Genomic DNA, 26,205 nt, shown 5'->3' on the forward strand with positions numbered 1-26,205 from the left:
CCGCCTGACAGCCTCTGCCTGTGCGCAGAGGCTGACTGTATTTTCTGAAAAGTGGTTCACTCTGCTAACAGATATGGCACAAATGCAACAATTTGTGTCATTCTGGACTGTCCTAATACAGTGAAGGTGGATACATGGACGACCTTTTAATCCTTGGCTGCGTCTTTTTGTTCTTCGCGCTGGTGGTGGTGCCCATCCTGTCGATTATTGCCTTTAATCGCAGTTCGGCGACGCGCGATGAGCTTGCCAGGTTACGCCGACGGGTAGAAGAGCTGGAGCAACGCGGCGTTGTTGCCCCTGCGACAACACCGACGGCAGCGGCACCGGTTCAGCCTGCGGAGACGGTCATGGAGAGCGACCCGGCCCCGATCCCGGTGGCGGCGCCAGAACCTGAACCCAAACAGACTCCCGTCAATCCCTGGCGCTCGCATACGCCGCAGAACGCGGCAAGCGCCGAGAAAACCGTCGAAAGAGAAGTCCCTGTTGCTGCAGCGCAACCCTCCGCCTTTGGCGGCGTGATGTCATCGCTGGTGCGCTGGTTTATGCAGGGTAATCCGCTGGCTAAACTGGGGATCCTGCTTCTCTTCCTCGGTCTCTCTTTCCTGTTGCGCTATACGGTCGAGCACTCCCTGTTCCCGCTTGAGCTGCGTCTAGTTGCGGCGGCGCTGTTTGCGATTGTCCTGCTGGCGATAGGCTGGCGTCTGCGGCATAAACAGCCAATCTATGCCCTCATTTTGCAGGGCGGGGCGACAGGTGCGCTCTATCTCACCGTCTTTGGCGCGTTTCGTCTCTGGCAAATGCTGCCGATGACGCTGGCCTTTGTGCTGCTGGTGGTTATCTGCGCGGCGAGCGTTGGACTGGCGATTCTGCAAAAAGCGCTCAGTCTGGCGATGCTGGCGAGCCTCGGTGGTTATCTTGCCCCGCTGCTGCTTTCGACGGGAAGCGGTAACTATGTCGCGCTGTTCTCTTTCTATTTGCTGCTTTCGGTCGGCATTCTGGCGATCAGCGTCTGGCAACACTGGCGCGAGCTTAATCTGCTCGGGCTGCTCTTTACCTTTGGCGTTGGCGGTCTCTGGGGGCTGGATGACTATCAGCCAGCGTATTACCTGAACTGCCAGTTGTTCCTGATTGCCAACATTCTGCTTTTTGGCGTGCTGAGCGTGGCGCTGTCGCTGCGAGCGCAGGCGAAGGGCAAGCAGATTATCGATGGCGTTTTGTTGTTTGCGCCGCCGCTCATTGGTTTTGGTATGCAGTACGCCATTATCCGCCACTGGGAATATGGTCCGGCGCTCAGCGCGCTGGGCTACGGCGGTTTCTATCTGGTACTGGCATGGCTGGTATTACGCCGCTACCCGTCGCTGGGCCGACCGCTGGTGCTGGCTGCGCTGGCGCTGGGCGGCGCGTTTACCACCCTTGCGATCCCGCTGGCGCTGTCGGCGCAGTGGACGGCCATGGCCTGGGCGCTGGAAGGGTTGGGGATCCTGTGGCTGGGAGTGCAACAGCAGCAGCGACGCATGAGCTACAGCGGCACCGCGCTGCTGGTGCTGGCGCTCGGCAGCGCGCTGTGGGCGCAGGCGAACAGCACTACCGCGCTTTCGCTGATGCTGATCTTTGCCATCCTTAGCGTCTGCTGGCTGGCAGGGGCGTGGCTGTGGCGTAAGATTCATCTGCGCGGCAGCATGGGACTGCTGGCGGGCGGGGTGATTTTCTGGATTGTGGCGCTCACTGGCGCCGCGCAGTGGCTGTTGACCACCGATTCGCAGGTGATGGCAGGCGTGCTGGCGCTGATGGCGATGTCGGTCTGGAGCTGGCGATTTGCCGCCGCACGTCTGACGTGGCAGGCGCTGGATGCCTGCAAATGGTTGCTGTGGCCGATGATGCTGGTGGTGCTGTTGTATCAGATATCTCAACAGCAGATTTTTGCCGCAGGCTGGCAGAATCTGGCCTGGTGTCTGGCATTACCGGCGGCGGCGTTGCTCTGGCGTGATGCTGAGGCGTTGCCGCCGCGTCTTTCCCGACTGGCGCATCTCTCGCTTTTCTGGATGATTCTGTTGGCGCTGGCGGCGGAACTGTTCTGGTTTGCCCGCGATCTACCGTGGGGAATGGCGGCCTGGGGCAGCGGTGTGGCGATGGCGGCAGGCGGTGCGTTGATTTTCCTCGTCTCAATGGCCGTTCGTCGTCAGTTGTGGCCGTTCCGGGTCTGGCCCGCGCTGTATGCCTGTCAGGGGCTGATTCCTGTCGCGGCGGCGTTAGTGGGGCTGTTAGTGCTGACCAATTTGCAGGACGGCGTGGTCTATCGTCAGACCTGGCTACCGCTGATCAACCCGCTGGAAGAAGGGGCGGCTTTTGCGCTGCTGGGATTGATCGTGTTTTATCGCGCTTCCCTGCGCTTTTTTCCGGTGCAGGTGTCCGTATGTCGTCCGTGGCCTGTGGTTGCGCTGGTCGCACTCGGCTTCTGGTGGCTGAACGGTATGCTGCTGCGCGCATTGGCCTGGTATGGCGATGTGGCGTGGAACGTAGAAGCGCTGTGGCATTCACGGCTGATTCAGACCTGTTTTGCGCTGTTCTGGATGCTGGTGGCACTGGTAGTGATGCTGCGCGCGACCCGCTATCGTTCACGCCGGGAATGGCTGTGCGGGGCGGTATTGTTAGGAATTGTGATTGTGAAACTAATGCTGGTGGACAGCGCGCGTGGCGGCGGCCTGGCGCGTGCGGTCGCGTTTATCGGTGTGGCTATACTGGTGCTCATTGTCGGGTATTTTTCACCGTTACCGCCCAAAGCTGGAGAAGAAAAATGAAATGGATGAAAGCGGTATTATGTAGCGTGCTGCTGGGCGTGGCAGGAACCGCCGTCGGCAGTGATGACGTTAAGGAGTCTCCGACGGATTACGCGACGGGCGTTATGCTGGAAACCTCCGGCGCATCGCCGTGGTATCGCGTGTCGCTCCCGCAGGCGGTGTACCAGGGGACCGCCTGGCCAGATTTGCGCGATGTCCGCGTCTTTAATCATGCGGGGGAAACGGTGCCGTTTACGCTGGTGGCGCAGAAAACCCAGCCCGTTACGCCGCAAACGGTCACGCTGAGACTCTTCCCCCTGGATATGTCGCCTGTCCCGCCGCGTGAGGAGGGGCGACGTAGCGGGGAATCTTTTGTCTTACGCTCGAAGACCGGCATTGAAATTCATCTGGAAAGTGATGACGTTAAAACGGTCGGACAGAGCTATTTACTGATGCTGCCGGAGGAGATGAAAGACGACTTTTTCCTGGAGCAACTGCGTCTGAACTGGGATACCCCGACGGGCAACTGGCAGGGGAAAGCGTCGGTCTATACCAGTCGTGATTTACGCTACTGGCGGTCCGTACAGGAAGAGGCGCCGCTGATGGCGCTGACGCGTGATAACGATCGGCTGAAAATGGATACCATTAGTGCCAGCCTGAGACTCTCTGCCGATGGGAATCGTTATCTGCTGGTGATCCTCGACTCACAAAGCCCGGCGCTGACGTTAAACAGCGTGACCGCTATTGCCGAAAACAGTGCGCCGGAATCCGCACGAATCGAGATCGGCGCGCAAGAGGAGAAGGTGTCCAATGACGAAGCGGTCTGGCGCTGGACACAGCCGCAGCCTCTGACTTCGCTCAGAATCGATCTGGATGATGAAGGGGTTTTACCGGTAGAACTGGCGTGGCGTAGCGCTGAAAAAGCGCCCTGGCAGCCGCTGACGAAAACCGTGCTTTATCGCCTGAACGGCAAGCGTTCGGAGGATATTCGTCTTTCCGGTCAACGGGTTGACGCCGTTCGGATGACGACCATTAACGCACGCCTGCCGGAGAGACTGCCTGCGCTGAGCGGCGCGCGGGACAGTTATCAACTGGTGTTCAATACTCAGGGAAAAGGGCCTTACATGCTGGTCTGGGGCAACCGGGCGGCGCAAAAAGCGGATATTGGCCTTGATTTGCTGATCCCGGCGTCGCTACGTAAAACGCAGGAGCCGGACTCTCTGCCACGGGCCACGCCTCAGAATGAGATCGCTCTCGGCGGCGAGGCGCGGCTGACGGCAACATCGACTGCCGAGCAACAAAGCCAGTGGAAAACGGTGCTGGTGTGGGGGGCGCTGATATTGGGGGTCGCCGTTCTGGCGCTAATGGCCTGGCGTATCTGGCGGGAAGTCAAAAAGGACGGTACGCAGTAAGCGATAAAAAGGCTCGTCGTCAGCAATATATTGCCCGCCCCGGCGTTGACCGGCGGCGGGTTTCTCCCTGAGATGGCATTACTCGATGAAGCCAGACGTTTCTAATAGCGGTTTTGCGAGCCAAAAAGTTCGATGCGGCGCGCAATCATCTCGCGTACCGGTTTTAGCCCCTGATTGATCACTTTCCGTGGGTCATTCACGTCGTGACCGGTATCGGCAGCAAATATCGCTTTCACTTCCTGGCACCAGGCGTACATATTTTCAGTATTGACGTTGATTTTTGCCGTCCCGCAGGCAATGGCTTTACGCATGTCGTCGTCAGCAATACCGGTGCCGCCGTGCAATACCAGAGGGACTTTCACCAACTCGGAAATGGTTTTCATCTCCGTAAACCCTAGTTTAGCTTTGCCTTTATACAGTCCATGGGTTGAACCCAGCGCGGCCGCCAGGCAATCGACCTGGGTTTCTTTGACCAGGGTGTAGCACTCCTGTGGGTCGGCGTAAATCACCTCGGAATTGACAATACCGTCTTCACTGCCGGCGATGGTACCCAGCTCAGCCTCAACCGAAATGCCTTTGCTGTGGGCCAGTTCAACCAGATGACGGGTGATGGCCAGGTTTTCGTTAAACGGCAGGTGTGAACCATCAAACATAATGGAACTGAATCCGGCGTCGATAGCCGCTTCGCAGGCTTCGCGGGTGGTTCCATGATCCAGGTGCAGTGCGACCGGAATATCAATGTTTAAATAATCTATCGCATTAACCACGATGTCATGAATACATTTTAATCCCAGCATATGTTTAACCGTACCGCCGGAAACGCCTAAAATAACCGGAGAGCGCAACTGTTGTCCTGTGCTTAATACCGCACCGACCCATTCCAGATTATTAATATTGAATTGCCCTACGGCATAACCGTCCCGTAGGGCATGCTGAAGCATGTCCTTCATAGAAACTAACATAATCACCTCTTGATATTCATTAAAAGCAATTACTCGCCAAAATATTGCTTTAAGTTTCTTTCGTAGCTATTTAACGAGTTGTGGACAACGGCAAGATCCGGCATGGATTCGCGGACACCTTTTTTTTCTATGGATATTGCGGCGGTCAGGCTGGCAAATAAAATGATATTATCAATATGCCATGAGTAATGAACGCCGTAAGTAAAGGCTCCGTGGAATACATCTCCTGCGCCGGTGGTATCAACGGCATTGCACAGCCAGGCAGGCACAATTTGCAGCATGCCATTTTTTAATAACGCACAACCTTTTTCCCCGAGGGTAATAAAGGCCTCCCCACGGCAAATTTTATTTAACTCGACTAATGCTGCTTTAATTTCTGCTTCGGTACTCAGAGCACGATATCCCATATAGTCACGGGCAAAGTGTTCGCTGACCACAAAATAATCGGTCCAGGCCGCTAGCTTAATATTACTGTCACGTAATGAACCGCCATCCATGACCACTCGCGCTGATGGGAGTTTCTTAATTAAGTACTCACTGATTTCCGCTTCATGACCATCAATTAATAGCGTTACGGGCTCGTCTGACGCAATCAACCGTTCAGCTAAATCATCAAGCTTGAGCTTCTGGTCATAGGTCAGCGAAGGTGGCGTCTGCATTTTACGGGTAATAATCGTCCGCGACCCCGTTAAGCGGTTTACCAGCACCGATGCCAGCGGCGTGATCATTTCATCGGAGAAGACGACCTGGCTGGTATCGACGCCCGCCTGGGCAAACTCATCGATAATCCGCTGACCGTAAAGGTCCTGGTTCAGATGGCCGATGTAATAAACATCTTCGCCCCATAATCCCAGTAGCCACGCCGCATTTGCTGCCGGGCCGCCGCCACTTTCAATAAAGTCATGGCAGAAATTTTTGGTATTTTCCTGCGGCCATTCATTCAAAAAGAAAAACTGATCAAAACATGAAAACCCGATGGACAAGATAGCCATAACAACTCCTGATTATTTTGTCAGCTGCGGGAAGAAATCCCTTCCCGCAGGGAAAAATGAAACCGCTTATTCATTTTTCTTATCCGCAGTGAGCTCCTCATAGCTGAGCGTGTCACCGACTACGCGAACCGAACGGAAGCAGAATGGCACCAGCAGCGCGACGATAAGCGCCAGACAAATCATATAGATAGTGATCTGACCAAACTGGGTGAAGGCGTTACCGATAATAATTCCCCACACCGCGAAGTCAAAGTCAGCGAAGGTGCTGTTTTCGAAGCCCAGGTTACCCAATGCCGGAAGCAGCATGGCTGGCAGGAAAGCAAGGAATATGCCGCCGATAAAGGAGGCGATGATGCAGCCGCGCTTACCGCCAAGCTTGTCGGCGAATACCCCGGAGGTCCCGCCACAGAAGAAGTGCGGTACCATGCCCGGAATAATCAGCGCCATTCCCAGTCCACCCAACATGAGCATACCGACCAGACCGCCAACAAATGAGCTGATAAAGCCTACGACGACCGCCGTTGGGCTGAAGGTGAAGAAGACCGCGCAGTCAACGGCAGGGATTGAGTCAGGAATCAGCTTCTGGCTAATCCCCTGGAATGCCGGAACCAGATCGCCGAGGATCAGCCGTACGCCGTTGTAAACGATGGCGACGCCAACCGCAAACTGCAGACCGGTAAGGATAGAGAAGATCAACATGTTCTGATCCGTTATCGTACGCAGATATTCAGTGCCAGCAACGGCGCTGCATACAAAGTAGATAATGAACATCACAATCCCGGTTGTGACCGTGGTATCGCGCAGAAAGCCCCACTTTTCTGAGATTTCAGTATCGGCGAATGAGTTTGCCGGGTTACCGGTTTTTGTGGCGATCCAGGCTGAGATGTAATAGCCTAGGGAGCCAAAGTGTCCCATCGCGATACCGCCGTCTTCAGTCACCTGTTTGGTATAACGCTGGCCGATTGCCGGAGAAATGGCCGACCATGAGCCGAGCAAGAATCCGCCAATTAAAACCAACATCCAGCCGCGGAATTCCGCTGCCTGTAAGACCGCTGAAAACAGGCACGCCAGAAAGAATGAGTGGTGGCCGGTCAGAAAGATATATTTGTACTTGGTACAGCGAGCAATAATGAGGTTAAAAATAAAACCTAACAGCAAAATACTCATGGTTTCCACACCCAGAACTTTCTGCGCGACGGAAACAATAGCCTCGTTGTTAGGAATTACGCCGCGAATATTAAATCCGGCTTCGATAATTCCGCCAAGCGGGTTCAGGTTGGCAACGATAACACCAGCACCTGCGCTTAACATTAAATACCCTAAAATAGGCTTTAAGGTACCGGTGAGTAATTTATTCCCTGGAGAGCGCAGCGCCACTAAACCGACAAATGCGATAATCCCCATCAGGAATGCGGGTTGGCTAAAGATTTCTGATAAGAAACTAAGAATAGCCTGCATGATCGTTCCCTCAATAATGATTAAGAGTGAGTTGCAGCAATTTTGGTCAGTGCCTCGGTAATATCTTCAGCAATTTTTGCTTTATGCACGTAGCTACGAATAATGGCGACGTTACAGTGCGCAGGAAACTGGTTTGCCAGCTCTTTAATCGTGACATAAAGATCGGCTTTTTCGCCTACGGCGTTAGCGAAATCAACGGAAGCAACGTCGGCTTTGATACCTAATTCATCACATATTTTTTTGACATTATTCGCAGCCATTAATGAACTGCCAATACCGTTACCACAAACCGTTCTGATAACTAACATAATGACTACTCCATTTGTTTTTGGATGAAATGTAATACTGAATTAATGTCATTTTCCTGCTGAAGAAAGGTCACAATATCGGACTCAATCAGTGAGGCGATCAGCTGGATCATTTTTATATGGCTATCGGCATCCGCGCCTGCGATGGCGATGATGACGTTAACCGGATCAAACTCCTCATGGCCAAAGGCGAACGGTTGTTGACTGGTGACTAAAGAAAATCCGGTCAGCAATGCGCCTTTTTCTGGCCGGGCATGGGGCATCGCCAGGCCATAGTCGATAACAATGGCGGAGCCGAAATCCCGGTAGACCTTAACCATTTCACTGACATATTCCGGGCGACAAATATTTTGCCGGACCAGTAACGAGCCAGCCAGTTCGATAGCCTGCTCGGGGCTGGAAATATTCTGCTTAAGCGTAATCAGTCCAGGGTTAAAAATAATGTCCATCATCCGATCCTTAATGCGTTCATATTCCTGAACGTGATCATGGCCAAATATAGCAACAAAAATTATGGGACAGATCACATATGGATTTTTAAATGTTGAAGCCGATCACACCAGGGGAATGTTGGCGTTATTTTGTCGACAAACGATTTATTTTTTATGTTGTTTTATATCAATGAGTTAGATTGTGTCTTTTTTGCGCGGAAGAAACAGAACGTAAAGATAAACCGTCAAATGTCTGAATTTAAAATGAAGGAATGCGATTTTTATCACAAATAATGGGGTGTTTTTTTTACAAAGTTTGAACAAGTTGGCAAAAATCAGGCTGGAAGGCGATTTTACTCATTGATGACATCAATATTTGTATGGCGGTGCGTTAAAAAGGTGTTGCGAGATGGTAGGGGCTGGCGGTCAGAAAACAAAAAAGGCTCGCCGTGGCGAGCCTTTTCTTTAATTCATGCCGATTACAGGCTGGAGACGTTTTCGGTCAGGTATTTTGCAACGCCGTCCGGAGAGGCGTTCATACCTTCTTTGCCTTTTTCCCACTGTGCCGGGCAAACTTCACCGTGCTCTTCGTGGAACTGCAGCGCGTCAACCATACGCAGCATTTCGTCGATGTTACGGCCCAGCGGCAGGTCGTTAACCACCTGGTGGCGAACCACGCCGTTTGCGTCGATCAGGAAAGAACCACGCAGCGCAACGCCCGCTTCCGGATGTTCGATGCCATAGGCTTTCTGAATTTCACGCTTAACGTCAGCAACCATTGCGTATTTCACTGCACCGATGCCGCCTTTGTCGACAGGGGTGTTACGCCATGCGTTGTGGACGAATTCTGAGTCAAAAGAAACGCCAACCACTTCAACGCCGCGCTTCTGGAATTCTTCATAACGTTTGTCGAACGCGATCAGTTCAGACGGGCAAACGAAAGTGAAATCCATTGGCCAGAAGAACAGAACGGTCGCTTTGCCGTTGGTGTGCTGTTTGAAATTGAAGTTCTCAACAATCTCACCGCTACCGAGTACCGCAGCTGCTGTGAAATCCGGAGCCTGACGAGTCACCAGTACCATATTATTCTCCTGCAAAGTTAAGGGTTTTTGGAACGCAACGCGGGCCAGTATAGAAGGTGATGGCGAATATGACAAAGAGGCGCTGACAATCGTTCAGTGAGCTTTTACCTATCAATATTCTCAGTAGCCCCGGTAAGCGAAAGCACCACCGGACAAATCGCCGGAGGGCGGCCTTGCCGTATCCGGTCGACTGATCCAGCCGGTATCAGAGCGTTTTCTGCCTGGCTTGTTCCATCATCCGTGGGTAAAACCGCCAGAAACGCGCTTCCAGCGCATCGTAATGGTTGTCCAGGTCGTACCAGGAGTCGCGGAGCGCATCCAGACGTGGACGACGGCTTGCCATCCCGTTCAATACGTTCTGGATAAAATCCATATCGCGATAGCGCTCCAGCCACTTTTCCGACCACAGGTAATCGTTCAGATTGACAAAGCGCGGCGGTGAATCGGGCAGAATGGTGGAGACCTGGGCGTGGGCATAGCCGACAAAGGCCTGTAGCGGAAACTCAGGGGAAATGTGTGCCCAATGACGCGAGAGGAAATGATCCCACATTACGTCCAGCGTAATCGGCGCAACGCGACGGGTTTCGCGACGAAACCACTCTCGCGCCTCGCGGACTTCCGGCAGGTTATCAGTCATCACGTCTATACGACGGTGCATCAGAATGCCGTCCACGATGTCTGGTGGATAGTGTGATTCCGGGTTTCCGCGGACAAAATCGGCCAGCAGATTACCGGAAAGCGAACTATCAGCGAGATGGGCTAAATGCAGGTGAGCCAGAAAATTCATATACACTTCATCCTTCGAACTGCCTCTTTGTTGGCTGATGAGTTACTCGCCTCATCCATGAGACTCGCCCTTACTGACCGCCGCTTCGCGACGTTCAAATCTGTTCCCTACAGATTTGCCACTCACTCTTGTGACTGGCTTGTGCAAGCGCCTGGGGCTCACTCAGTTGCCGCCTCGATGCATCTTGAATGATTTTGTGTATAGGTTATGTGATTTATCCTGAGGGGTAAAGGTTGCAGGGAGCGCGCCCCGGCACTAGACTACCCGCCTCTTATTTTTAGTCTGAGTCAGTGTCATGCGCGTTGCCGATTTTTCCTTTGAATTACCTGAATCCCTGATTGCCCACTACCCGCAGCCGGAGCGCAGTCGCTGCCGTTTGCTGTCGCTGGACGGGCCGACGGGCGCGCTAACGCATGGCACTTTCACCGACTTGCTCGATAAGCTCAACCCTGGCGATCTGTTGGTCTTTAATAATACCCGCGTGATCCCGGCGCGCCTGTTTGGGCGTAAAGCCAGCGGCGGCAAGATTGAAGTTCTCGTTGAACGCATGCTGGATGATAAACGCATCCTCGCACATATTCGCGCCTCCAAGGCGCCGAAACCGGGCGCAGAACTGCTGCTTGGCGATGACGAAAGCATCAATGCGACGATGACGGCCCGCCACGGCGCGCTGTTTGAAGTCGAATTTAACGACACGCGTCCGGTACTGGATATTCTCAATGCCATTGGTCACATGCCGCTGCCGCCGTATATCGACCGCCCGGATGAAGACGCCGATCGCGAGCTTTACCAGACGGTGTACAGCGAAAAGCCCGGCGCCGTTGCCGCACCAACGGCGGGCCTGCACTTTGACGAACTGCTGCTGGAAAAACTGCGCGAGAAAGGTATCGAGATGGTGTTTGTGACGCTGCACGTCGGCGCAGGGACATTCCAGCCGGTGCGGGTGGATACCATTGAAGATCACATCATGCACTCCGAATATGCGGAAGTGCCGCAAGAGGTGGTAGATGCGGTGCTGGCGGCGAAAGCGCGCGGTAACCGGGTGATTGCGGTGGGCACGACCTCAGTGCGTTCTCTGGAGAGCGCGGCGCAGGCGGCGAAGAACGTGCTCATTGAACCGTTCTTTGGCGACACACAAATCTTCATCTATCCAGGTTATCAATACAAAGTGATCGATGCGCTGGTGACCAACTTCCATCTGCCTGAATCGACATTGATTATGCTGGTCTCGGCGTTTGCCGGTTATCAGCATACGATGAACGCTTACAAGGCTGCGGTAGAACAAAATTATCGCTTTTTTAGCTACGGGGACGCGATGTTTATCACGTACAATCCGCAAGCTTTGAATGAACGCGTTGGGGAATAAATCCGCAGCGCTGGTTGACACGTTGGACTGTTTTTCTGACGTACTGGAGAAAAAATGAAATTCGAACTGGATACCACCGACGGTCGCGCCCGCCGTGGCCGCCTGGTGTTTGATCGCGGCGTAGTGGAAACGCCTGCTTTTATGCCTGTGGGCACCTATGGCACCGTTAAGGGCATGACGCCGGAAGAAGTTGAAGCGACCGGCGCGCAAATTATCCTCGGTAATACCTTTCATCTCTGGCTGCGTCCAGGCCAGGAGATCATGAAGCTGCATGGCGACCTGCATGATTTCATGCAGTGGAAAGGACCGATTCTGACGGACTCCGGCGGTTTCCAGGTTTTCAGCCTGGGCGATATCCGTAAGATCACCGAACAGGGCGTGCACTTCCGTAATCCGATCAACGGCGATCCGATTTTCCTTGATCCAGAAAAGTCGATGGAGATTCAGTACGATCTCGGTTCCGATATTGTCATGATTTTTGACGAATGCACGCCGTACCCGGCGGACTGGGACTATGCTAAACGATCGATGGAGATGTCACTGCGCTGGGCGAAGCGTAGCCGCGACCGTTTTGACGGTCTGGGCAACAAAAATGCGCTTTTTGGCATCATCCAGGGCAGTGTTTACGAAGATTTACGTGATATCTCTGTGAAAGGTCTGGTAGAGATTGGCTTTGATGGCTACGCTGTCGGCGGTCTGGCTGTGGGTGAGCCAAAGGAAGATATGCATCGCATCCTCGAGCATGTTTGCCCGCAAATTCCGGCAGATAAACCACGGTACCTGATGGGCGTCGGTAAACCTGAAGATCTGGTTGAAGGCGTGCGTCGCGGTATCGATATGTTTGACTGCGTGATGCCAACTCGCAATGCGCGTAATGGTCACCTGTTCGTGACCGATGGCGTGGTGAAAATTCGCAATGCGAAGCATAAGAGCGATACCAGCCCACTCGATGCTGAGTGTGATTGCTACACCTGTCGCAATTATTCACGTGCCTACTTGCATCATCTTGATCGTTGCAACGAAATATTGGGCGCGCGACTCAACACGATTCATAACCTGCGTTACTACCAGCGTTTGATGGCGGGTTTACGCAAGGCTATTGAAGAGGGTAAATTAGAGAGCTTCGTGACCGATTTTTACCAACGTCAGGGTCGACCGGTTCCACCTTTGAACGTTGATTAATTTTAATAATGAGGGAATTTGAATGAGCTTTTTTATTTCTGATGCGGTAGCGGCAACAGGTGCTCCGGCGCAGGGCAGCCCGATGTCTCTGATTCTGATGCTGGTGGTGTTTGGTCTGATTTTCTATTTTATGATCCTGCGTCCACAGCAGAAGCGCACCAAAGAGCATAAAAACCTGATGGCCTCCATCGCGAAAGGTGATGAAGTCCTGACTAACGGTGGCCTGGTAGGCCGAGTGACCAAAGTTGCTGAATCTGGTTACATCGCTATCGCACTGAACGATACCACTGAAGTGGTTATCAAACGTGACTTCGTAGCTGCCGTTCTGCCGAAAGGCACCATGAAGGCGCTGTAATAGTAACTTTTCCCTAAGGGAACTGCCGTGTTAAACCGTTATCCTTTGTGGAAGTACATCATGCTGATCGTCGTCATTGTCGTCGGTCTGCTGTATGCGCTTCCCAACCTGTATGGTGAGGATCCGGCCGTTCAAATCACTGGCGCGCGCGGTGTCGCCGCCAGTGAGCAAACGCTGATCCAGGTCCAGAATACGTTACAACAAGAAAAAATTACCGCTAAGTCTGTGGCACTGGAAGAGGGCGCGATTCTTGCGCGCTTCGACACCACCGACACCCAACTGCGCGCACGTGAAGCGCTGGTGGACGTGCTGGGTGATAAATACGTCGTGGCGCTTAACCTTGCTCCGGCAACCCCGCGCTGGTTGGCGGCCATCAAAGCAGAACCGATGAAACTCGGTCTTGACCTGCGTGGCGGCGTTCACTTCCTGATGGAAGTGGATATGGATACCGCGCTGGGGAAACTGCAGGAACAAAATATCGACAGCCTGCGCAGCGATCTGCGTACAGAAGGCATCCCGTATACTACCGTTCGTAAAGAAGACAATTACGGCCTGAGCATCAACTTCCGCGATGCCGACGCACGTGATAAAGCGATTGCTTACCTCAGCAAGCGTCACCAGGATCTGGTGATCACAAGTCAGGGCAGTAATGCGCTGCGTGCGGTGATGACCGATGCGCGTCTGAGTGAAGCGCGTGAATACGCGGTACAACAGAACATCAACATCCTGCGTAACCGTGTGAACCAGTTGGGCGTCGCCGAACCGGTGGTACAACGCCAGGGCGCGGATCGTATCGTGGTCGAGCTGCCGGGTATTCAGGATACGGCGCGTGCGAAAGAGATTCTCGGCGCGACAGCAACGCTGGAGTTCCGTCTGGTCAACACCAACGTTGATCAGTCTGCGGCGGCTTCCGGTCGTGTGCCGGGCGATTCCGAAGTGAAACAGATGCGCGAAGGTCAGCCGGTTGTGCTGTACAAACGCGTCATCCTGACCGGTGACCATATCACTGACTCCACTTCCAGCCAGGACGAATACAACCAACCGCAGGTAAACATCTCGCTGGATAGCGCAGGTGGCAACATCATGTCTAACTTCACCAAGGACAATATCGGTAAACCGATGGCGACCCTGTTTGTGGAGTACAAAGACAGCGGTAAGAAAGACGCTAACGGTCGTGCGGTGCTGGTGAAACAGGAAGAGGTGATTAACATCGCCAACATCCAGTCTCGCTTGGGTAACAGCTTCCGTATTACCGGGATCAACAACCCGAACGAAGCGCGTCAGCTCTCTCTGCTGCTGCGTGCCGGTGCGCTGATTGCGCCAATTCAGATTGTTGAAGAACGGACCATCGGCCCAACCCTGGGGATGCAGAACATCAAGCAGGGTCTGGAAGCATGTCTGGCCGGTCTGGCGGTGTCCATCCTGTTCATGATTCTGTTCTATAAGAAATTTGGTCTGATTGCGACCAGCGCGCTGATTGCTAACCTGGTACTGATTGTCGGCATTATGTCGCTGCTGCCAGGGGCAACGCTGAGTATGCCGGGGATTGCGGGGATCGTCTTAACCCTTGCCGTCGCCGTCGATGCGAACGTCCTGATCAACGAACGTATTAAAGAAGAGTTGAGTAACGGACGTTCGGTACAGCAGGCGATCAACGAAGGGTATGCTGGCGCCTTCAGTTCCATCTTTGATGCGAACATTACGACGCTGATTAAGGTCATTATCCTGTACGCCGTCGGCACCGGGGCAATTAAAGGGTTCGCGATTACTACCGGTATCGGTGTGGCGACGTCGATGTTTACCGCGATCGTCGGTACTCGTGCCATCGTAAACCTGTTGTATGGCGGCAAGCGCGTCAAAAAGCTGTCAATCTGAGGAGTGCGAAGTGGCACAGGAATATACTGTTGAACAATTGAACCACGGCCGTAAAGTCATCGACTTTATGCGCTGGGACTACTGGGCTTTCGGCATCTCCGGCCTGCTGCTGGTGTTGGCCATCATCGTGATGGGCGTGCGCGGCTTTAACTGGGGTCTCGATTTCACCGGTGGTACGGTGATTGAAATCACGCTGGAAAAACCGGCTGAGATGGATGTGATGCGCGACGCGCTGGAAAAAGCGGGCTTTGTTGATCCGCTTTTACAGAACTTCGGCAGCAGCCACGACATCATGGTCCGTATGCCGCCGACCGAAGGGGCAAACGGCGGCCAGGTGCTGGGCAGCAAAGTGTTGAGTGTGATTAACGAATCCACCAACCAGAACGCGGCAGTGAAGCGTATTGAATTCGTCGGACCGAGCGTGGGTGCCGATCTGGCGCAAACCGGTGCGATGGCGCTGCTGGCAGCGCTGATCTCCATCCTGGTTTACGTAGGTATCCGTTTTGAATGGCGACTGGCGGCGGGCGTGGTTATCGCGCTGGCGCACGACGTCATCATTACACTGGGGATCCTGTCGTTATTCCATATCGAGATCGACCTGACTATCGTGGCCTCGCTGATGTCCGTTATCGGTTACTCGCTTAACGACAGTATCGTGGTCTCTGACCGTATTCGTGAAAACTTCCGCAAAATTCGTCGCGGGACGCCTTACGAAATCTTTAACGTGTCACTGACCCAGACGCTGCACCGTACGTTGATTACCTCCGGTACGACGTTAATGGTTATCCTGATGCTGTTCCTGTTCGGTGGTCCGGTGCTGGAAGGCTTCTCGCTGACCATGCTTATCGGGGTGTCCATCGGTACGGCATCGTCCATTTACGTGGCATCGGCGCTGGCGCTTAAGCTTGGTATGAAGCGCGAGCATATGCTGCAACAGAAAGTCGAGAAAGAAGGGGCGGATCAGCCGTCAATTCTGCCGTAATCCGATTTTCAGTTAACGCTCAGAAATCCCGGTCATTCGATCGGGATTTTTCTTTTCTCCCTTTCTCTTGTCCTGCAATCACTACTGACACTATGCTGTCAGGAGCCCTGTTTTATCCTCTTCCTGAACTTACCCACACAGGCAGGAGGAACGATGAAAAGCATTATCAACTGGTTTGAAATTCCCGTAACGGATATGGAGCGCGCGATTGCGTTTTATGAGCCGGTCATGGGTCTGTCGCTGCGTCGTGAAAAAATGGGCTTTGCCGATCTGGCGGTTTTTCCGTATGACGATCCGGCTCCTGGTGGTGCGCTGGCGAAGTTTGACGGTATCGCGCCTTCATTGCAGGGTGCCATTATTTATCTGCATACGGACGATCTCGGTGCCACGCTGGATCGCGTCGCCAGTGCCGGTGGCAACTGCGTTTTTGGTCCGTTCGATCTCGGTAAAGGGATTGGTACCATCGCGCTGTTTACCGACAGCGAAGGCAATCGTGTGGGTTTACATCAACCGGCTTAATCACAGAGAGCAACTATGACCCGTCGCGCTGACCGTTTGTTCCAGATAGTCCAGATCCTGCGTGGCAGGCGGCTGACAACGGCAGCGCTGCTGGCGGAGCGGCTTGAGGTGTCAGAGCGGACGATCTATCGTGATATCCGTGACCTTTCGCTCTCCGGCGTGCCGGTCGAAGGGGAGGCGGGGAGCGGCTATCGTCTGATGGCGGGGTTTGATCTCCCGCCGCTGATGCTGACGCACCGGGAATCGGAAGCGCTGATTGCCGCCATTCGTCTGCTGCACACATGGGGCGGTGATTTGCTCTCCAGGGAACTGGAGTCGGCGCAGGAAAAAGTGCTGGCGATCTTGCCGGAAGAAAGCCGACGCAAGGCCGAACAGGCGCGTATCTTCGCGCCAGACTTTGGCAGACAACACCATTCACGCAGCGCGTTCGATGTGATCCACCGGGCGGTGACTATCCAGCAGGTGCTGGCGCTGCATTACCGCGACGAGGCCGGACAGCTTTCCTGGCGGGACGTGCAGCCATTAGGGATCTTCTTCGAAGGCAAATTCTGGCTGCTGGTGGCCTGGTGCGAGCGACGCGAAGACTACCGCTGTTTTCGTGTCGATCGCTGTTTAAGCATCACGCCGCTCGACAGACGATTTTGCGAGTGCGCCGATCGATCGCTGAGTGATTTTTTACGTAAGATCCGCGACGAAACGCACGCATAAAAAAAGCCAGCGCTCAGGCTGGCTTTTGCAGGAAAGGGACGTTATCAGAAGTTGTAACCGACAACCAGGTAGCCACCCCAGCCGGTAGATTTCACGTTGAAGTTACCTTTACCGAAGTTCAGCTCAGCGTCGTCGTTCCACTGACCCCCGTTATGCCAGTAACGCGCTACGACCGAGTAGTGCCAGTGGTCGTAGTTCAGCGCCAGAATATGGCTGGAGGCGATAGAGTCGTTGGTACGCGCTTTGTTGCCGTTCAGATCGGAGAAATCGTTGTCGCCCAGATCGGAACCCCAGTCAAAGTTGGTGAAACCGATGTAGCTCAGGTTACCGCCCCACAGTTCGGTAATCGGGACAAAGTATTTCACTTTGAAACGGTAGCCGTCCCACTCGTTTTCGTTAGCGGCGCCGTAGTTCTGCCACTGATACTTGGCATACACGTTCAGGGACAGGCTCATCGGCAGGCCAGTATCAATATCGGTACCCAGACCCATGTACCAGGTGCTCTGACGGCCATCTTTGTTACGACCCATGTCGTAGATGTAGTTATTGGCGAAATACCACTCTTTAAACGGACCAAAGCTCAGGTCAGTGCCGGTCAGTTTGTCGATGGAGAAACGCGGTTCGATTTCCATAAACAGCGGAGAACCGTGGTTCCAGATCCCTTTCGCGTCGGTGTTACCACCGAAGAAAACCGGCGCATCCATGTAGCCATAGAAGTCGAACCAGTCTTTCTTCGCGAAAGCTTCATATTCCAGGTAGGTATCGTTACGGAGCTGCGGTCCGAAACGTGTGTGATAGCTACCGACGACGTTGACGCTCTGGTGCCACCAGTCTGAAAGATACTGCGGTTTATCATTTTCCGCAGCGTTAACGGTGAATGACGAGGAGAGCGCGAGCACGGCACCGGCTGCAAGTAATGTTTTTTTCATATTGTATGCCACTGTTTGAAATCCCTGACGGGAGTGAAAAAGGCGCAAATAGCGTTTCTGAATATTTCGTGTTTCTGCGAGCCTATTATAGAAATCATTGCTCACAAAAATATGTCTTGTTTCACAGTTCTATCATTTACGTAATCGATTGCTTTCACGTTTGCGTATTTTAGCGCGAGGATTGTACTGGCATTCCATGAATGTTGCCAACGTTTACTAAAAAGGGCGTGTATGTAAGAGGAATAACAAAAGGGAACAGGAGATGTTGCGGAACGCACAAAACGTTCCGCAAGGAGGTTTATTGCGTAACAGGCTGGATGTCGTGGATACGCACAAATCCTAATTGATCGGGCGTCAGGTTATTCAGTTGCAGCGGGATGTCCACATCACTGGGCGCCAGCACGCTCGCCGGGGCCGTGATCAACTGATTCTGCACATTTACTTCCTGATAATTGTCAGTTGTTCCCTGAATTTGCCCATATTCAACGGTGCCGCTAAACGCTGGCAGCGGATCGTTGGACTCCCCCTGAATACGCAGCGTCACCCGGGTGCCGGCCGCGTTTGGCGCAATGTTGATAAGCGACATGCGCAGTGTGCCAACCTGACTGTTCAGACGTGCCGGGGTATTGGAGCCCGGCAGCAGATAAACGCCGCGGGTTGATTTGACGTTCAGACTGTTCTGCTGGGTAATCTTCACGGTTTCCTGATTAAGCTGATTCATCTCTTTATTGAGCGTCGAAACGCTCTGATGCATCTGGCGCACTTCGCTTTGTTGTGCGCAGGCGCTCAGACTAAAGAGACTTCCCACCAGGAGAATTCTTAGGTAACGTCTTGTCATCACTCTTATTTCCTGAATTGTCGCGATAAGTTAATGGTAGATCGTAAAAGGCGTAAAGACATCGATCCATTGTCTCAAAAGCGTTGCGCCTTTGTTGTCACGTCAGTTCAGGTTAAAATAGATTTCTGTTAACCACCTGGTCAGGACGCCGTATGCATTGCCCATTCTGTTTCGCCGTAGACACTAAGGTAATTGACTCTCGTCTTGTGGGCGAGGGCTCTTCCGTACGCCGCCGTCGGCAGTGTCTGGTTTGTAATGAACGTTTCACCACTTTTGAAGTGGCAGAGCTTGTGATGCCGCGTGTTGTGAAAAGCAACGACGTGCGCGAACCGTTTAATGAAGAAAAGCTGCGCAGTGGAATGCAGCGTGCGCTGGAAAAGCGTCCGGTGAGTTCCGATGACGTCGAAATGGCGTTGAATCACATTAAGTCGCAGTTGCGCGCCACCGGTGAGCGTGAAGTCCCCAGTAAGATGATTGGCAATCTGGTGATGGAACAATTGAAAAAACTCGATAAAGTCGCCTACATCCGCTTTGCCTCGGTTTACCGCAGCTTCGAAGATATTAAAGAATTTGGCGAAGAGATCGCTCGCCTACAGGATTAAGCCATGCAGGATGAGTTATACATGGCGCGAGCGCTGAAGCTGGCGCAGCGCGGGCGGTTTACCACCCATCCCAACCCTAATGTCGGCTGCGTGATCGTCAACGATGGCGAGATTGTCGGCGAAGGCTACCATCATCGCGCCGGCGAACCGCATGCGGAAGTGCACGCCCTGCGTATGGCGGGCGATAAGGCCAAAGGCGCCACCGCGTATGTCACGCTTGAACCCTGCAGCCATCATGGCCGTACGCCGCCGTGCTGCGATGCGCTGATTGCCGCTGGCGTTTCTCGCGTGGTGGCGGCGATGCAGGATCCCAATCCGCAAGTGGCGGGACGCGGGTTATATCGTCTGCAACAGGCGGGTATCGACGTCAGCCACGGGCTGATGATGAGCGAAGTCGAAGCGTTAAATAAAGGTTTCCTCAAACGAATGCGCACCGGGTTTCCGTATGTGCAACTGAAACTCGGCGCTTCGCTGGACGGCCGTACGGCGATGGCCAACGGTGAAAGCCAGTGGATTACCTCACCAGAGGCGCGACGTGATGTTCAGCGTCTGCGCGCGCAAAGCCACGCCATTTTAACCAGCAGCGCGACGGTGCTGGCGGACGACCCGCAGCTCACCGTGCGCTGGTCAGAGCTGGGTGAGGCGACACAGGCGGTTTATCCGCAGGATGCCGTGCGCCAGCCGGTGCGAATTGTGATAGACAGTCAGAACCGCGTGACGCCGGAGCATCGTCTGGTACAGCAGCCAGGGGAAACCTGGATTGCGCGCACGAAAGAAGACGCGCGCGTCTGGCCTGATTCGGTTCGCACGATCAGGGTGCCGGAGCATAACGGTCATCTGGATCTGGTGGTGCTGATGATGCTGCTGGGAAAACAACAGATTAACAGTCTGTGGGTGGAAGCTGGGCCGACGCTCGCCGGTGCACTCTTGCAGGCCGGTGTGGTTGATGAGCTTATCGTCTATCTTGCGCCTAAACTGTTAGGCAGTGATGCCAGGGGATTATGTGTGTTGCCAGGGCTTGAGAAACTGGCTGACGCCCCCCATTTCAAATTCAATGAGATACGCCAGGTGGGCCCGGACGTTTGCCTGCATTTAACCCCTGCGTGAGGCTTTCGAATTTTCGAATTATAGGAAGCAGCGCACAGAATATTATGATAAAATCCGCCCCCCTTACGGGGCCATATCGAACCCGAAGGAAGAATATGAACATTATTGAAGCTAACGTTGCTACTCCGGACGCTCGCGTCGCCATCACCATTGCGCGTTTCAACAACTTTATCAACGACAGCCTGCTGGAAGGTGCGATTGACGCCCTGAAACGCATTGGTCAGGTCAAAGATGAAAACATTACCGTTGTCTGGGTTCCAGGTGCCTACGAACTGCCGCTGGCAGCGGGCGCGCTGGCGAAAACCGGTAAATATGACGCGGTGATTGCGCTGGGTACGGTTATTCGTGGCGGCACAGCTCACTTCGAATATGTCGCTGGCGGTGCAAGCAACGGCCTGGCGCATGTCGCTCAGGACAGCGAAATTCCGGTCGCCTTTGGCGTCCTGACCACCGAAAGCATTGAACAAGCTATCGAACGTGCTGGCACCAAAGCTGGCAACAAAGGCGCGGAAGCTGCACTGACCGCGCTTGAAATGATTAATGTATTGAAAGCCATCAAGGCCTGATTTTTGTAAGGGGAAATCCGTGAAACCTGCTGCTCGTCGCCGCGCTCGTGAGTGTGCCGTTCAGGCGCTCTACTCCTGGCAGTTGTCCCAGAACGACATCGCTGATGTTGAATACCAGTTCCTGGCAGAACAGGACGTGAAAGATGTTGACGTCATGTACTTCCGTGAACTGCTGTCCGGGGTGGCGACTAACAGCGCGTACCTGGATGGCCTGATGAAGCCTTACCTGTCTCGTCTGCTGGAAGAGCTGGGTCAGGTGGAAAAAGCCGTACTGCGTATTGCGCTGTTCGAGCTGTCTAAACGCAGTGATGTGCCATACAAAGTGGCCATTAACGAAGCGATCGAACTGGCGAAAACGTTCGGTGCGGAAGACAGCCACAAGTTCGTCAATGGCGTTCTGGATAAAGCAGCGCCTGCGATTCGCCCCAACAAAAAGTAATCTCCAGGCCGTCAGTGAAGTGGAAACGATTCCTCTCTCCTGGCGGCTTTTTCATTTTTTCTGCTGAGGCATAACGTATGGCATGCGGCGAATTTTCCCTGATTGCCCGTTATTTTGACCGTGTCAGAAGCTCTCGTCTTGACGTCGAAACCGGTATTGGCGACGACTGTGCACTTCTGAACATCCCCGATAAACAGACGCTGGCGATCAGCACCGATACGCTGGTGGCGGGCAACCACTTCCTGACCGACATTGATCCTGCCGATCTGGCGTACAAAGCGCTGGCGGTGAACTTAAGCGATCTGGCGGCGATGGGGGCCGATCCGGCGTGGCTGACGCTGGCGATCACCCTGCCTGAGGTGGACGAACCCTGGCTGGAAGCCTTCAGCGACAGTCTGTTTGAATGTCTGAATTACTATGGTATGCAACTGATTGGCGGCGACACCACGCGGGGTCCGCTGTCGATGACGTTGGGTATCCACGGCTTTGTTCCTGCCGGGCGCGCCCTGAAACGCGCCGGGGCGAAACCGGGCGACTGGATTTACGTGACCGGTACGCCGGGCGATAGCGCTGCGGGTCTGGCGATTTTGCAGAACCGCTTGCAGGTTGTCGATGCTGCCGATCGTGAGTACCTGCTCAAGCGCCACCTGCGTCCGACGCCGCGTATTTTGCAGGGTCAGGCGCTGCGCGATCTGGCCAGCGCGGCGATTGATCTCTCTGACGGCCTGATTTCCGATCTTGGGCATATTGTGAAGGCCAGTGCCTGCGGTGCGCGAGTCGATCTCAATGCGCTACCCTGGTCAGACGCGATGACGCGTCACGTCGAACCTGAACAGGCGCTGCGCTGGGCGCTGTCTGGCGGTGAAGACTATGAGTTATGCTTTACGGTACCGGAACTGAACCGCGGTGCACTGGAGGTGGCTATGGGCCAGCTTGGCGTTGCCTTTACCTGCATTGGGCAGATGAGCGCCGATGTGGAAGGGATTCATTTCATGCGTGACGGAACGCCTGTCACTTTTGACTGGAAAGGATATGACCATTTTGCCACGCCATAAAGATGTCGCCAAAAGCCGCCTGAATCTGCTTAACCCGTGGCACTTACTGGCTACCGGGTTTGGTAGCGGCCTCAGTCCGGTTGTTCCGGGTACGATGGGATCGCTGGCGGCAATTCCCTTCTGGTATCTGATGACCTTTCTGCCGTGGCAGCTCTATTCGCTGGTGGTGATGCTGGGGATTTGTATCGGCGTCTATCTTTGCCACCAGACGGCAAAAGACATGGGCGTGCACGATCACGGCAGCATCGTCTGGGATGAATTCATCGGAATGTGGATCACGCTAATGGCGTTGCCGACCCATGACTGGCAGTGGGTCGCCGCCGGGTTTGTGATTTTCCGTATTCTCGATATGTGGAAGCCGTGGCCGATCCGTTGGTTCGATCGCAACGTGCATGGCGGAATGGGGATCATGGTGGACGATATTGTCGCCGGAGTGATTTCCGCCGGGATCCTCTATTTCATCGGCCATCACTGGCCGATTGGCATTATTTGAATGGTGATGCCGGCGTAACCGCCTTATCGGGCCTGGGATCGTGTGTGCAGGCCCGATAAGCGAAGCGCCATCGGGCACATTTCCTTATTTATATCCGGCCACAGGATGCGGTTTATACGGCGTTTCCAGTTCGGCGATGTGCTCGGGTTTCAGCGTGAGATCCACGGCATTCAGCAACTCATCGAGCTGTTCCTCCCGTGATGAGCCGATAATTGGCGCGGCAATCCCGGGTTTGCTTAACAGCCACGCCAGCGCCACCTGGGCGCGCGTCGCGCCAAGTTCTTCGCTCACACCGGCCAGCCGTGCGGCAATCTGCGCATCATTTTCGTCGCTTTCGCTATACAGCTTTTTCCCCACTTCGTCAGAAACCAGGCGTGCTGTGGTTTCTCCCCACGGACGCGTCAGACGCCCTCTGGCCAGCGGGCTCCACGGAATAACCGCCACACCTTCCTGGTAGCACAGCGGCAGCATTTCGCGCTCTTCCTCGCGGTAGATGAGGTTATAGTGGTCTTGCATGCTGACAAACTGCGCCCAACCGTGCTGTTTTTGCAGCGCCAGCGCCTGGGCAAACTGCGACGCATGCATTGACGACGCGCCGATATAACGTGCTTTACCGGCCTTGACCACATCGTTTAACGCTTCCAGCGTCTCTTCAATCGGCGTGTTGTAATCCCAGCGGTGAATTTGCAGGATATCGACGTAGTCCATCCCCAGCCGTCTCAGGCTGTCATCGATAGAACGCAGGATTTGCGCGCGGGATAATCCTTCCGGCAGGTCATCCACCCGATTAAACACTTTGGTGGCGACCACCACCTCATCACGACGAGCGAAATCGCGCAGAGCGCGACCGACGATCTCTTCGCTGCTGCCGGCTGAGTAGTTGTTCGAGGTATCGAAAAAGTTAATACCGCCCTCAAGGGCGCGTTGGATGATAGGGCGACTGCTCTCTTCGGGAAGCGTCCAGGCGTGGTTTCCGCGATTCGGCTCGCCGAACGTCATGCAGCCCAGACAAAGGCGGGAAACCCGAAGGTCCGTTTTTCCTAAGATGTTGTATTGCATTATTTCGCTCCTGTTATGCTCGTTATGGGTTAAGCATAGCAGGAGCGAAGGGGGGATTATGCCAACCAGGCCTTGATTTTGGCCTCAATGCCTGCGGCATCCAGACCCAACTCGGCGCGGGCTTCATCCTGTGTACCTTGCGGAATGAAGAAGTCCGGCAGGCCGATGTTAAGCACCGGAACCGGTTTGCGATGCGCCATCAGCACTTCGTTCACGCCGCTACCGGCCCCGCCCATAATGGCGTTTTCTTCCAGCGTCACCAGTACTTCATGACGCGCCGCCATTTCGAGGATCAGGGCTTCATCCAGCGGTTTCACAAAGCGCATGTCGACCAGCGTGGCGTTGAGGGATTCCGCGACTTTTGCCGCTTCCGGCATTAAGGTACCGAAGTTGAGGATCGCCAGCTTTTCGCCGTGACGCTTCACCACGCCTTTTCCGATCGGCAGTTTCTCCAGCGGCGTCAGCTCAACGCCGACGGCATTTCCGCGTGGATAGCGCACCGCCGTGGGGCCATCGCTGTAATGATAACCGGTAAACAGCATCTGGCGGCATTCGTTCTCATCGCTCGGGGTCATGATGACCATCTCCGGGATGCAGCGCAGATAGGAGAGATCGAACGCCCCCTGGTGAGTTTGCCCGTCGGCCCCGACGATCCCCGCACGATCAATCGCAAACATGACCGGCAGCTTTTGAATTGCCACGTCGTGCAGCACCTGATCGTAGGCGCGTTGCAGGAAGGTGGAGTAAATGGCCACCACCGGCTTGTAACCGCCAATCGCCAGTCCGGCGGCGAAGGTCACCGCGTGCTGCTCGGCAATCGCCACGTCAAAGTAGCGGTCCGGGAATTTACGCGAGAATTCGACCATGCCGGATCCTTCGCGCATGGCCGGAGTGATCGCCATCAGCTTGCTGTCTTTAGCCGCCGTTTCGCACAGCCAGTCGCCGAAGATTTTCGAATAGCTCGGCAGACCGCCGCTGCTTTTCGGCAGACAACCGCTGGACGGATCGAATTTCGGCACCGCATGGAAGGTGATCGGGTCTTTTTCCGCCGGTTCATAACCCCGGCCTTTTTTGGTCATGATATGCAGGAACTGCGGGCCTTTCAGGTCGCGCATGTTTTTCAGCGTGGTGATAAGTCCCAGTACATCGTGACCATCGACCGGGCCGATGTAGTTAAAGCCCAGCTCTTCAAACAGCGTGCCAGGTACGACCATGCCTTTGATATGTTCTTCGGTGCGTTTGAGCAGTTCTTTAATCGGCGGTACGCCAGAGAAGACTTTTTTTCCGCCTTCGCGCAGGGAAGAGTAAAGCTTACCGGAGAGCAACTGCGCGAGGTGATTGTTTAGCGCGCCGACGTTCTCGGAAATCGACATTTCGTTGTCGTTGAGGATGACCAGCATGTCGGGTTTGATATCGCCCGCATGGTTCATCGCCTCGAATGCCATTCCGGCAGTAATCGCCCCGTCGCCAATCACGCAGACGGTACGGCGATCTTTGCCCTCTTTTTCCGCAGCAACCGCCACGCCGATACCGGCGCTGATAGAGGTAGAGGAGTGACCCACGCTCAGGACGTCATATTCGCTTTCGCCACGCCACGGGAACGGATGCAGGCCGCCTTTCTGGCGGATAGTGCCAATTTTATCGCGACGACCGGTCAGAATTTTGTGTGGATAAGCCTGATGACCCACGTCCCAGATGAGCTGGTCAAACGGGGTGTTATAGACATAGTGTAGCGCCACGGTCAGCTCGACCGTGCCCAGCCCGGAGGCGAAGTGTCCGCTGGAACGACTGACGCTGTCGAGTAAATAGCGGCGCAGTTCGTCGCAGAGTTTCGGCAGACTCTCTTTTGGTAGCAGTCGCAACTCCTGGGTGGAGTCGACCAGTGCCAGGGTAGGGTATTTGGCGATATCAAAACTCATCA

General features: G+C 54.3%; 26 protein-coding genes. 15 read left to right on the forward strand and 11 right to left on the reverse strand.

Annotated features, from left to right (window positions below):
* The first annotated feature begins 134 nt into the window (after positions 1-134).
* The gene (locus tag AL479_RS14885; RefSeq protein ID WP_061076611.1) at positions 135-2,798 is read left to right on the forward strand and encodes a DUF2339 domain-containing protein; all 2,664 of its coding nucleotides are present in this window, start codon (positions 135-137) and stop codon (positions 2,796-2,798) included.
* Positions 2,795-4,189: a DUF3999 domain-containing protein gene (locus AL479_RS14890; protein WP_061076612.1), complete on the forward strand. Its 1,395-nt coding sequence runs from the start codon at positions 2,795-2,797 to the stop codon at positions 4,187-4,189. Before AL479_RS14885 ends, AL479_RS14890 begins: the two co-directional genes overlap by 4 nt.
* Before the next feature lie 101 nt (positions 4,190-4,290).
* Here the strand turns inward: AL479_RS14890 and fba are convergent, their stop codons facing one another.
* The 7 genes from fba to acpH form a co-directional block, all read right to left on the reverse strand.
* Positions 4,291-5,151: a class II fructose-1,6-bisphosphate aldolase gene (gene fba, locus AL479_RS14895; RefSeq protein ID WP_061076613.1), complete on the reverse strand. Its 861-nt coding sequence runs from the start codon at positions 5,149-5,151 to the stop codon at positions 4,291-4,293.
* A gap of 29 nt (positions 5,152-5,180) precedes the next feature.
* Entirely contained in the window at positions 5,181-6,143 is a 963-nt protein-coding gene (locus tag AL479_RS14900) for a carbohydrate kinase family protein (RefSeq protein ID WP_061076614.1), read from the reverse strand.
* 66 nt (positions 6,144-6,209) lie between these two features.
* Positions 6,210-7,601 carry a PTS ascorbate transporter subunit IIC gene (locus AL479_RS14905; protein ID WP_061076615.1) on the reverse strand — a complete coding sequence of 464 codons (1,392 nt, stop codon included), beginning with the start codon at positions 7,599-7,601 and terminating at the stop codon, positions 6,210-6,212.
* A 20-nt stretch (positions 7,602-7,621) separates the two neighbouring features.
* Positions 7,622-7,909, reverse strand: coding sequence for a PTS sugar transporter subunit IIB (locus AL479_RS14910; protein WP_004099415.1), 288 nt, complete (start codon positions 7,907-7,909; stop codon positions 7,622-7,624).
* 5 nt (positions 7,910-7,914) lie between these two features.
* Positions 7,915-8,358 carry a PTS sugar transporter subunit IIA gene (locus AL479_RS14915; protein ID WP_061076616.1) on the reverse strand — a complete coding sequence of 148 codons (444 nt, stop codon included), beginning with the start codon at positions 8,356-8,358 and terminating at the stop codon, positions 7,915-7,917.
* Positions 8,359-8,819: 461 nt separating this feature from the next.
* Complete coding sequence (locus AL479_RS14920) at positions 8,820-9,422, reverse strand: peroxiredoxin (protein ID WP_042324573.1); 603 nt, start codon at positions 9,420-9,422, stop codon at positions 8,820-8,822.
* A 205-nt stretch (positions 9,423-9,627) separates the two neighbouring features.
* Complete coding sequence (gene acpH, locus AL479_RS14925; RefSeq protein WP_061076617.1) at positions 9,628-10,209, reverse strand: ACP phosphodiesterase; 582 nt, start codon at positions 10,207-10,209, stop codon at positions 9,628-9,630.
* 295 nt (positions 10,210-10,504) lie between these two features.
* Between acpH and queA the strand changes: the two genes are divergently transcribed.
* The 7 genes from queA to AL479_RS14960 all read left to right on the forward strand — a co-directional run bounded on the left by queA (position 10,505) and on the right by AL479_RS14960 (position 17,196).
* The gene (gene queA, locus AL479_RS14930; RefSeq protein WP_061076618.1) at positions 10,505-11,575 is read left to right on the forward strand and encodes a tRNA preQ1(34) S-adenosylmethionine ribosyltransferase-isomerase QueA; all 1,071 of its coding nucleotides are present in this window, start codon (positions 10,505-10,507) and stop codon (positions 11,573-11,575) included.
* Between the two features lie 54 nt (positions 11,576-11,629).
* On the forward strand, positions 11,630-12,757 hold the full coding sequence (gene tgt / locus AL479_RS14935; RefSeq protein ID WP_012133574.1) for a tRNA guanosine(34) transglycosylase Tgt: 1,128 nt from the start codon (positions 11,630-11,632) through the stop codon (positions 12,755-12,757).
* Positions 12,758-12,779: 22 nt separating this feature from the next.
* Complete coding sequence (gene yajC / locus AL479_RS14940; protein ID WP_042324569.1) at positions 12,780-13,112, forward strand: preprotein translocase subunit YajC; 333 nt, start codon at positions 12,780-12,782, stop codon at positions 13,110-13,112.
* A 27-nt stretch (positions 13,113-13,139) separates the two neighbouring features.
* On the forward strand, positions 13,140-14,987 hold the full coding sequence (gene secD / locus AL479_RS14945; protein WP_061076619.1) for a protein translocase subunit SecD: 1,848 nt from the start codon (positions 13,140-13,142) through the stop codon (positions 14,985-14,987).
* Positions 14,988-14,997: 10 nt separating this feature from the next.
* Positions 14,998-15,969 (forward strand): protein translocase subunit SecF, encoded by a 972-nt coding sequence (secF, locus tag AL479_RS14950; protein ID WP_046476190.1) that lies wholly within the window; start codon positions 14,998-15,000, stop codon positions 15,967-15,969.
* 153 nt (positions 15,970-16,122) lie between these two features.
* Complete coding sequence (locus AL479_RS14955; RefSeq protein WP_061076620.1) at positions 16,123-16,488, forward strand: VOC family protein; 366 nt, start codon at positions 16,123-16,125, stop codon at positions 16,486-16,488.
* 15 nt (positions 16,489-16,503) lie between these two features.
* Positions 16,504-17,196, forward strand: coding sequence for a helix-turn-helix transcriptional regulator (locus tag AL479_RS14960; RefSeq protein WP_061076621.1), 693 nt, complete (start codon positions 16,504-16,506; stop codon positions 17,194-17,196).
* 44 nt (positions 17,197-17,240) lie between these two features.
* Here the strand turns inward: AL479_RS14960 and AL479_RS14965 are convergent, their stop codons facing one another.
* Together AL479_RS14965 and AL479_RS14970 are read right to left on the reverse strand one after the other, a co-directional pair.
* The gene (locus AL479_RS14965) at positions 17,241-18,125 is read right to left on the reverse strand and encodes a nucleoside-specific channel-forming protein Tsx (RefSeq protein WP_061076622.1); all 885 of its coding nucleotides are present in this window, start codon (positions 18,123-18,125) and stop codon (positions 17,241-17,243) included.
* Between the two features lie 298 nt (positions 18,126-18,423).
* Positions 18,424-18,963: a DUF3251 domain-containing protein gene (locus tag AL479_RS14970; protein ID WP_061076623.1), complete on the reverse strand. Its 540-nt coding sequence runs from the start codon at positions 18,961-18,963 to the stop codon at positions 18,424-18,426.
* Between the two features lie 152 nt (positions 18,964-19,115).
* On the opposite strand from AL479_RS14970, the gene nrdR reads away from it, so the two are divergent.
* The 6 genes from nrdR to pgpA all read left to right on the forward strand — a co-directional run bounded on the left by nrdR (position 19,116) and on the right by pgpA (position 23,225).
* Entirely contained in the window at positions 19,116-19,565 is a 450-nt protein-coding gene (gene nrdR, locus AL479_RS14975; protein ID WP_042324561.1) for a transcriptional regulator NrdR, read from the forward strand.
* Between the two features lie 3 nt (positions 19,566-19,568).
* Positions 19,569-20,672 (forward strand): bifunctional diaminohydroxyphosphoribosylaminopyrimidine deaminase/5-amino-6-(5-phosphoribosylamino)uracil reductase RibD, encoded by a 1,104-nt coding sequence (gene ribD / locus AL479_RS14980; protein ID WP_061076624.1) that lies wholly within the window; start codon positions 19,569-19,571, stop codon positions 20,670-20,672.
* Positions 20,673-20,767: 95 nt separating this feature from the next.
* A complete protein-coding gene (ribE, locus tag AL479_RS14985; protein ID WP_001021161.1) occupies positions 20,768-21,238 on the forward strand; it encodes a 6,7-dimethyl-8-ribityllumazine synthase in 471 nt (156 codons plus the stop codon).
* 19 nt (positions 21,239-21,257) lie between these two features.
* A complete protein-coding gene (gene nusB, locus AL479_RS14990; protein WP_042285962.1) occupies positions 21,258-21,677 on the forward strand; it encodes a transcription antitermination factor NusB in 420 nt (139 codons plus the stop codon).
* 77 nt (positions 21,678-21,754) lie between these two features.
* Positions 21,755-22,732 (forward strand): thiamine-phosphate kinase, encoded by a 978-nt coding sequence (gene thiL / locus AL479_RS14995; protein WP_061076625.1) that lies wholly within the window; start codon positions 21,755-21,757, stop codon positions 22,730-22,732.
* A complete protein-coding gene (gene pgpA / locus AL479_RS15000) occupies positions 22,710-23,225 on the forward strand; it encodes a phosphatidylglycerophosphatase A (RefSeq protein ID WP_061076626.1) in 516 nt (171 codons plus the stop codon). The genes thiL and pgpA overlap by 23 nt, the downstream gene beginning before the upstream one ends.
* Positions 23,226-23,309: 84 nt before the next feature.
* Here pgpA and AL479_RS15005 read toward each other — a convergent pair whose 3' ends face one another.
* Together AL479_RS15005 and dxs are read right to left on the reverse strand one after the other, a co-directional pair.
* Positions 23,310-24,284, reverse strand: a complete 975-nt coding sequence (locus AL479_RS15005; RefSeq protein WP_061076627.1) for an aldo/keto reductase — start codon at positions 24,282-24,284, stop codon at positions 23,310-23,312.
* A gap of 56 nt (positions 24,285-24,340) precedes the next feature.
* Positions 24,341-26,203: a 1-deoxy-D-xylulose-5-phosphate synthase gene (dxs, locus tag AL479_RS15010; RefSeq protein WP_061076628.1), complete on the reverse strand. Its 1,863-nt coding sequence runs from the start codon at positions 26,201-26,203 to the stop codon at positions 24,341-24,343.
* Positions 26,204-26,205 lie beyond the last annotated feature (2 nt).

The organism is Citrobacter amalonaticus, assembly GCF_001559075.2.
In the GTDB taxonomy this organism is placed as follows: domain Bacteria; phylum Pseudomonadota; class Gammaproteobacteria; order Enterobacterales; family Enterobacteriaceae; genus Citrobacter_A; species Citrobacter_A amalonaticus_F.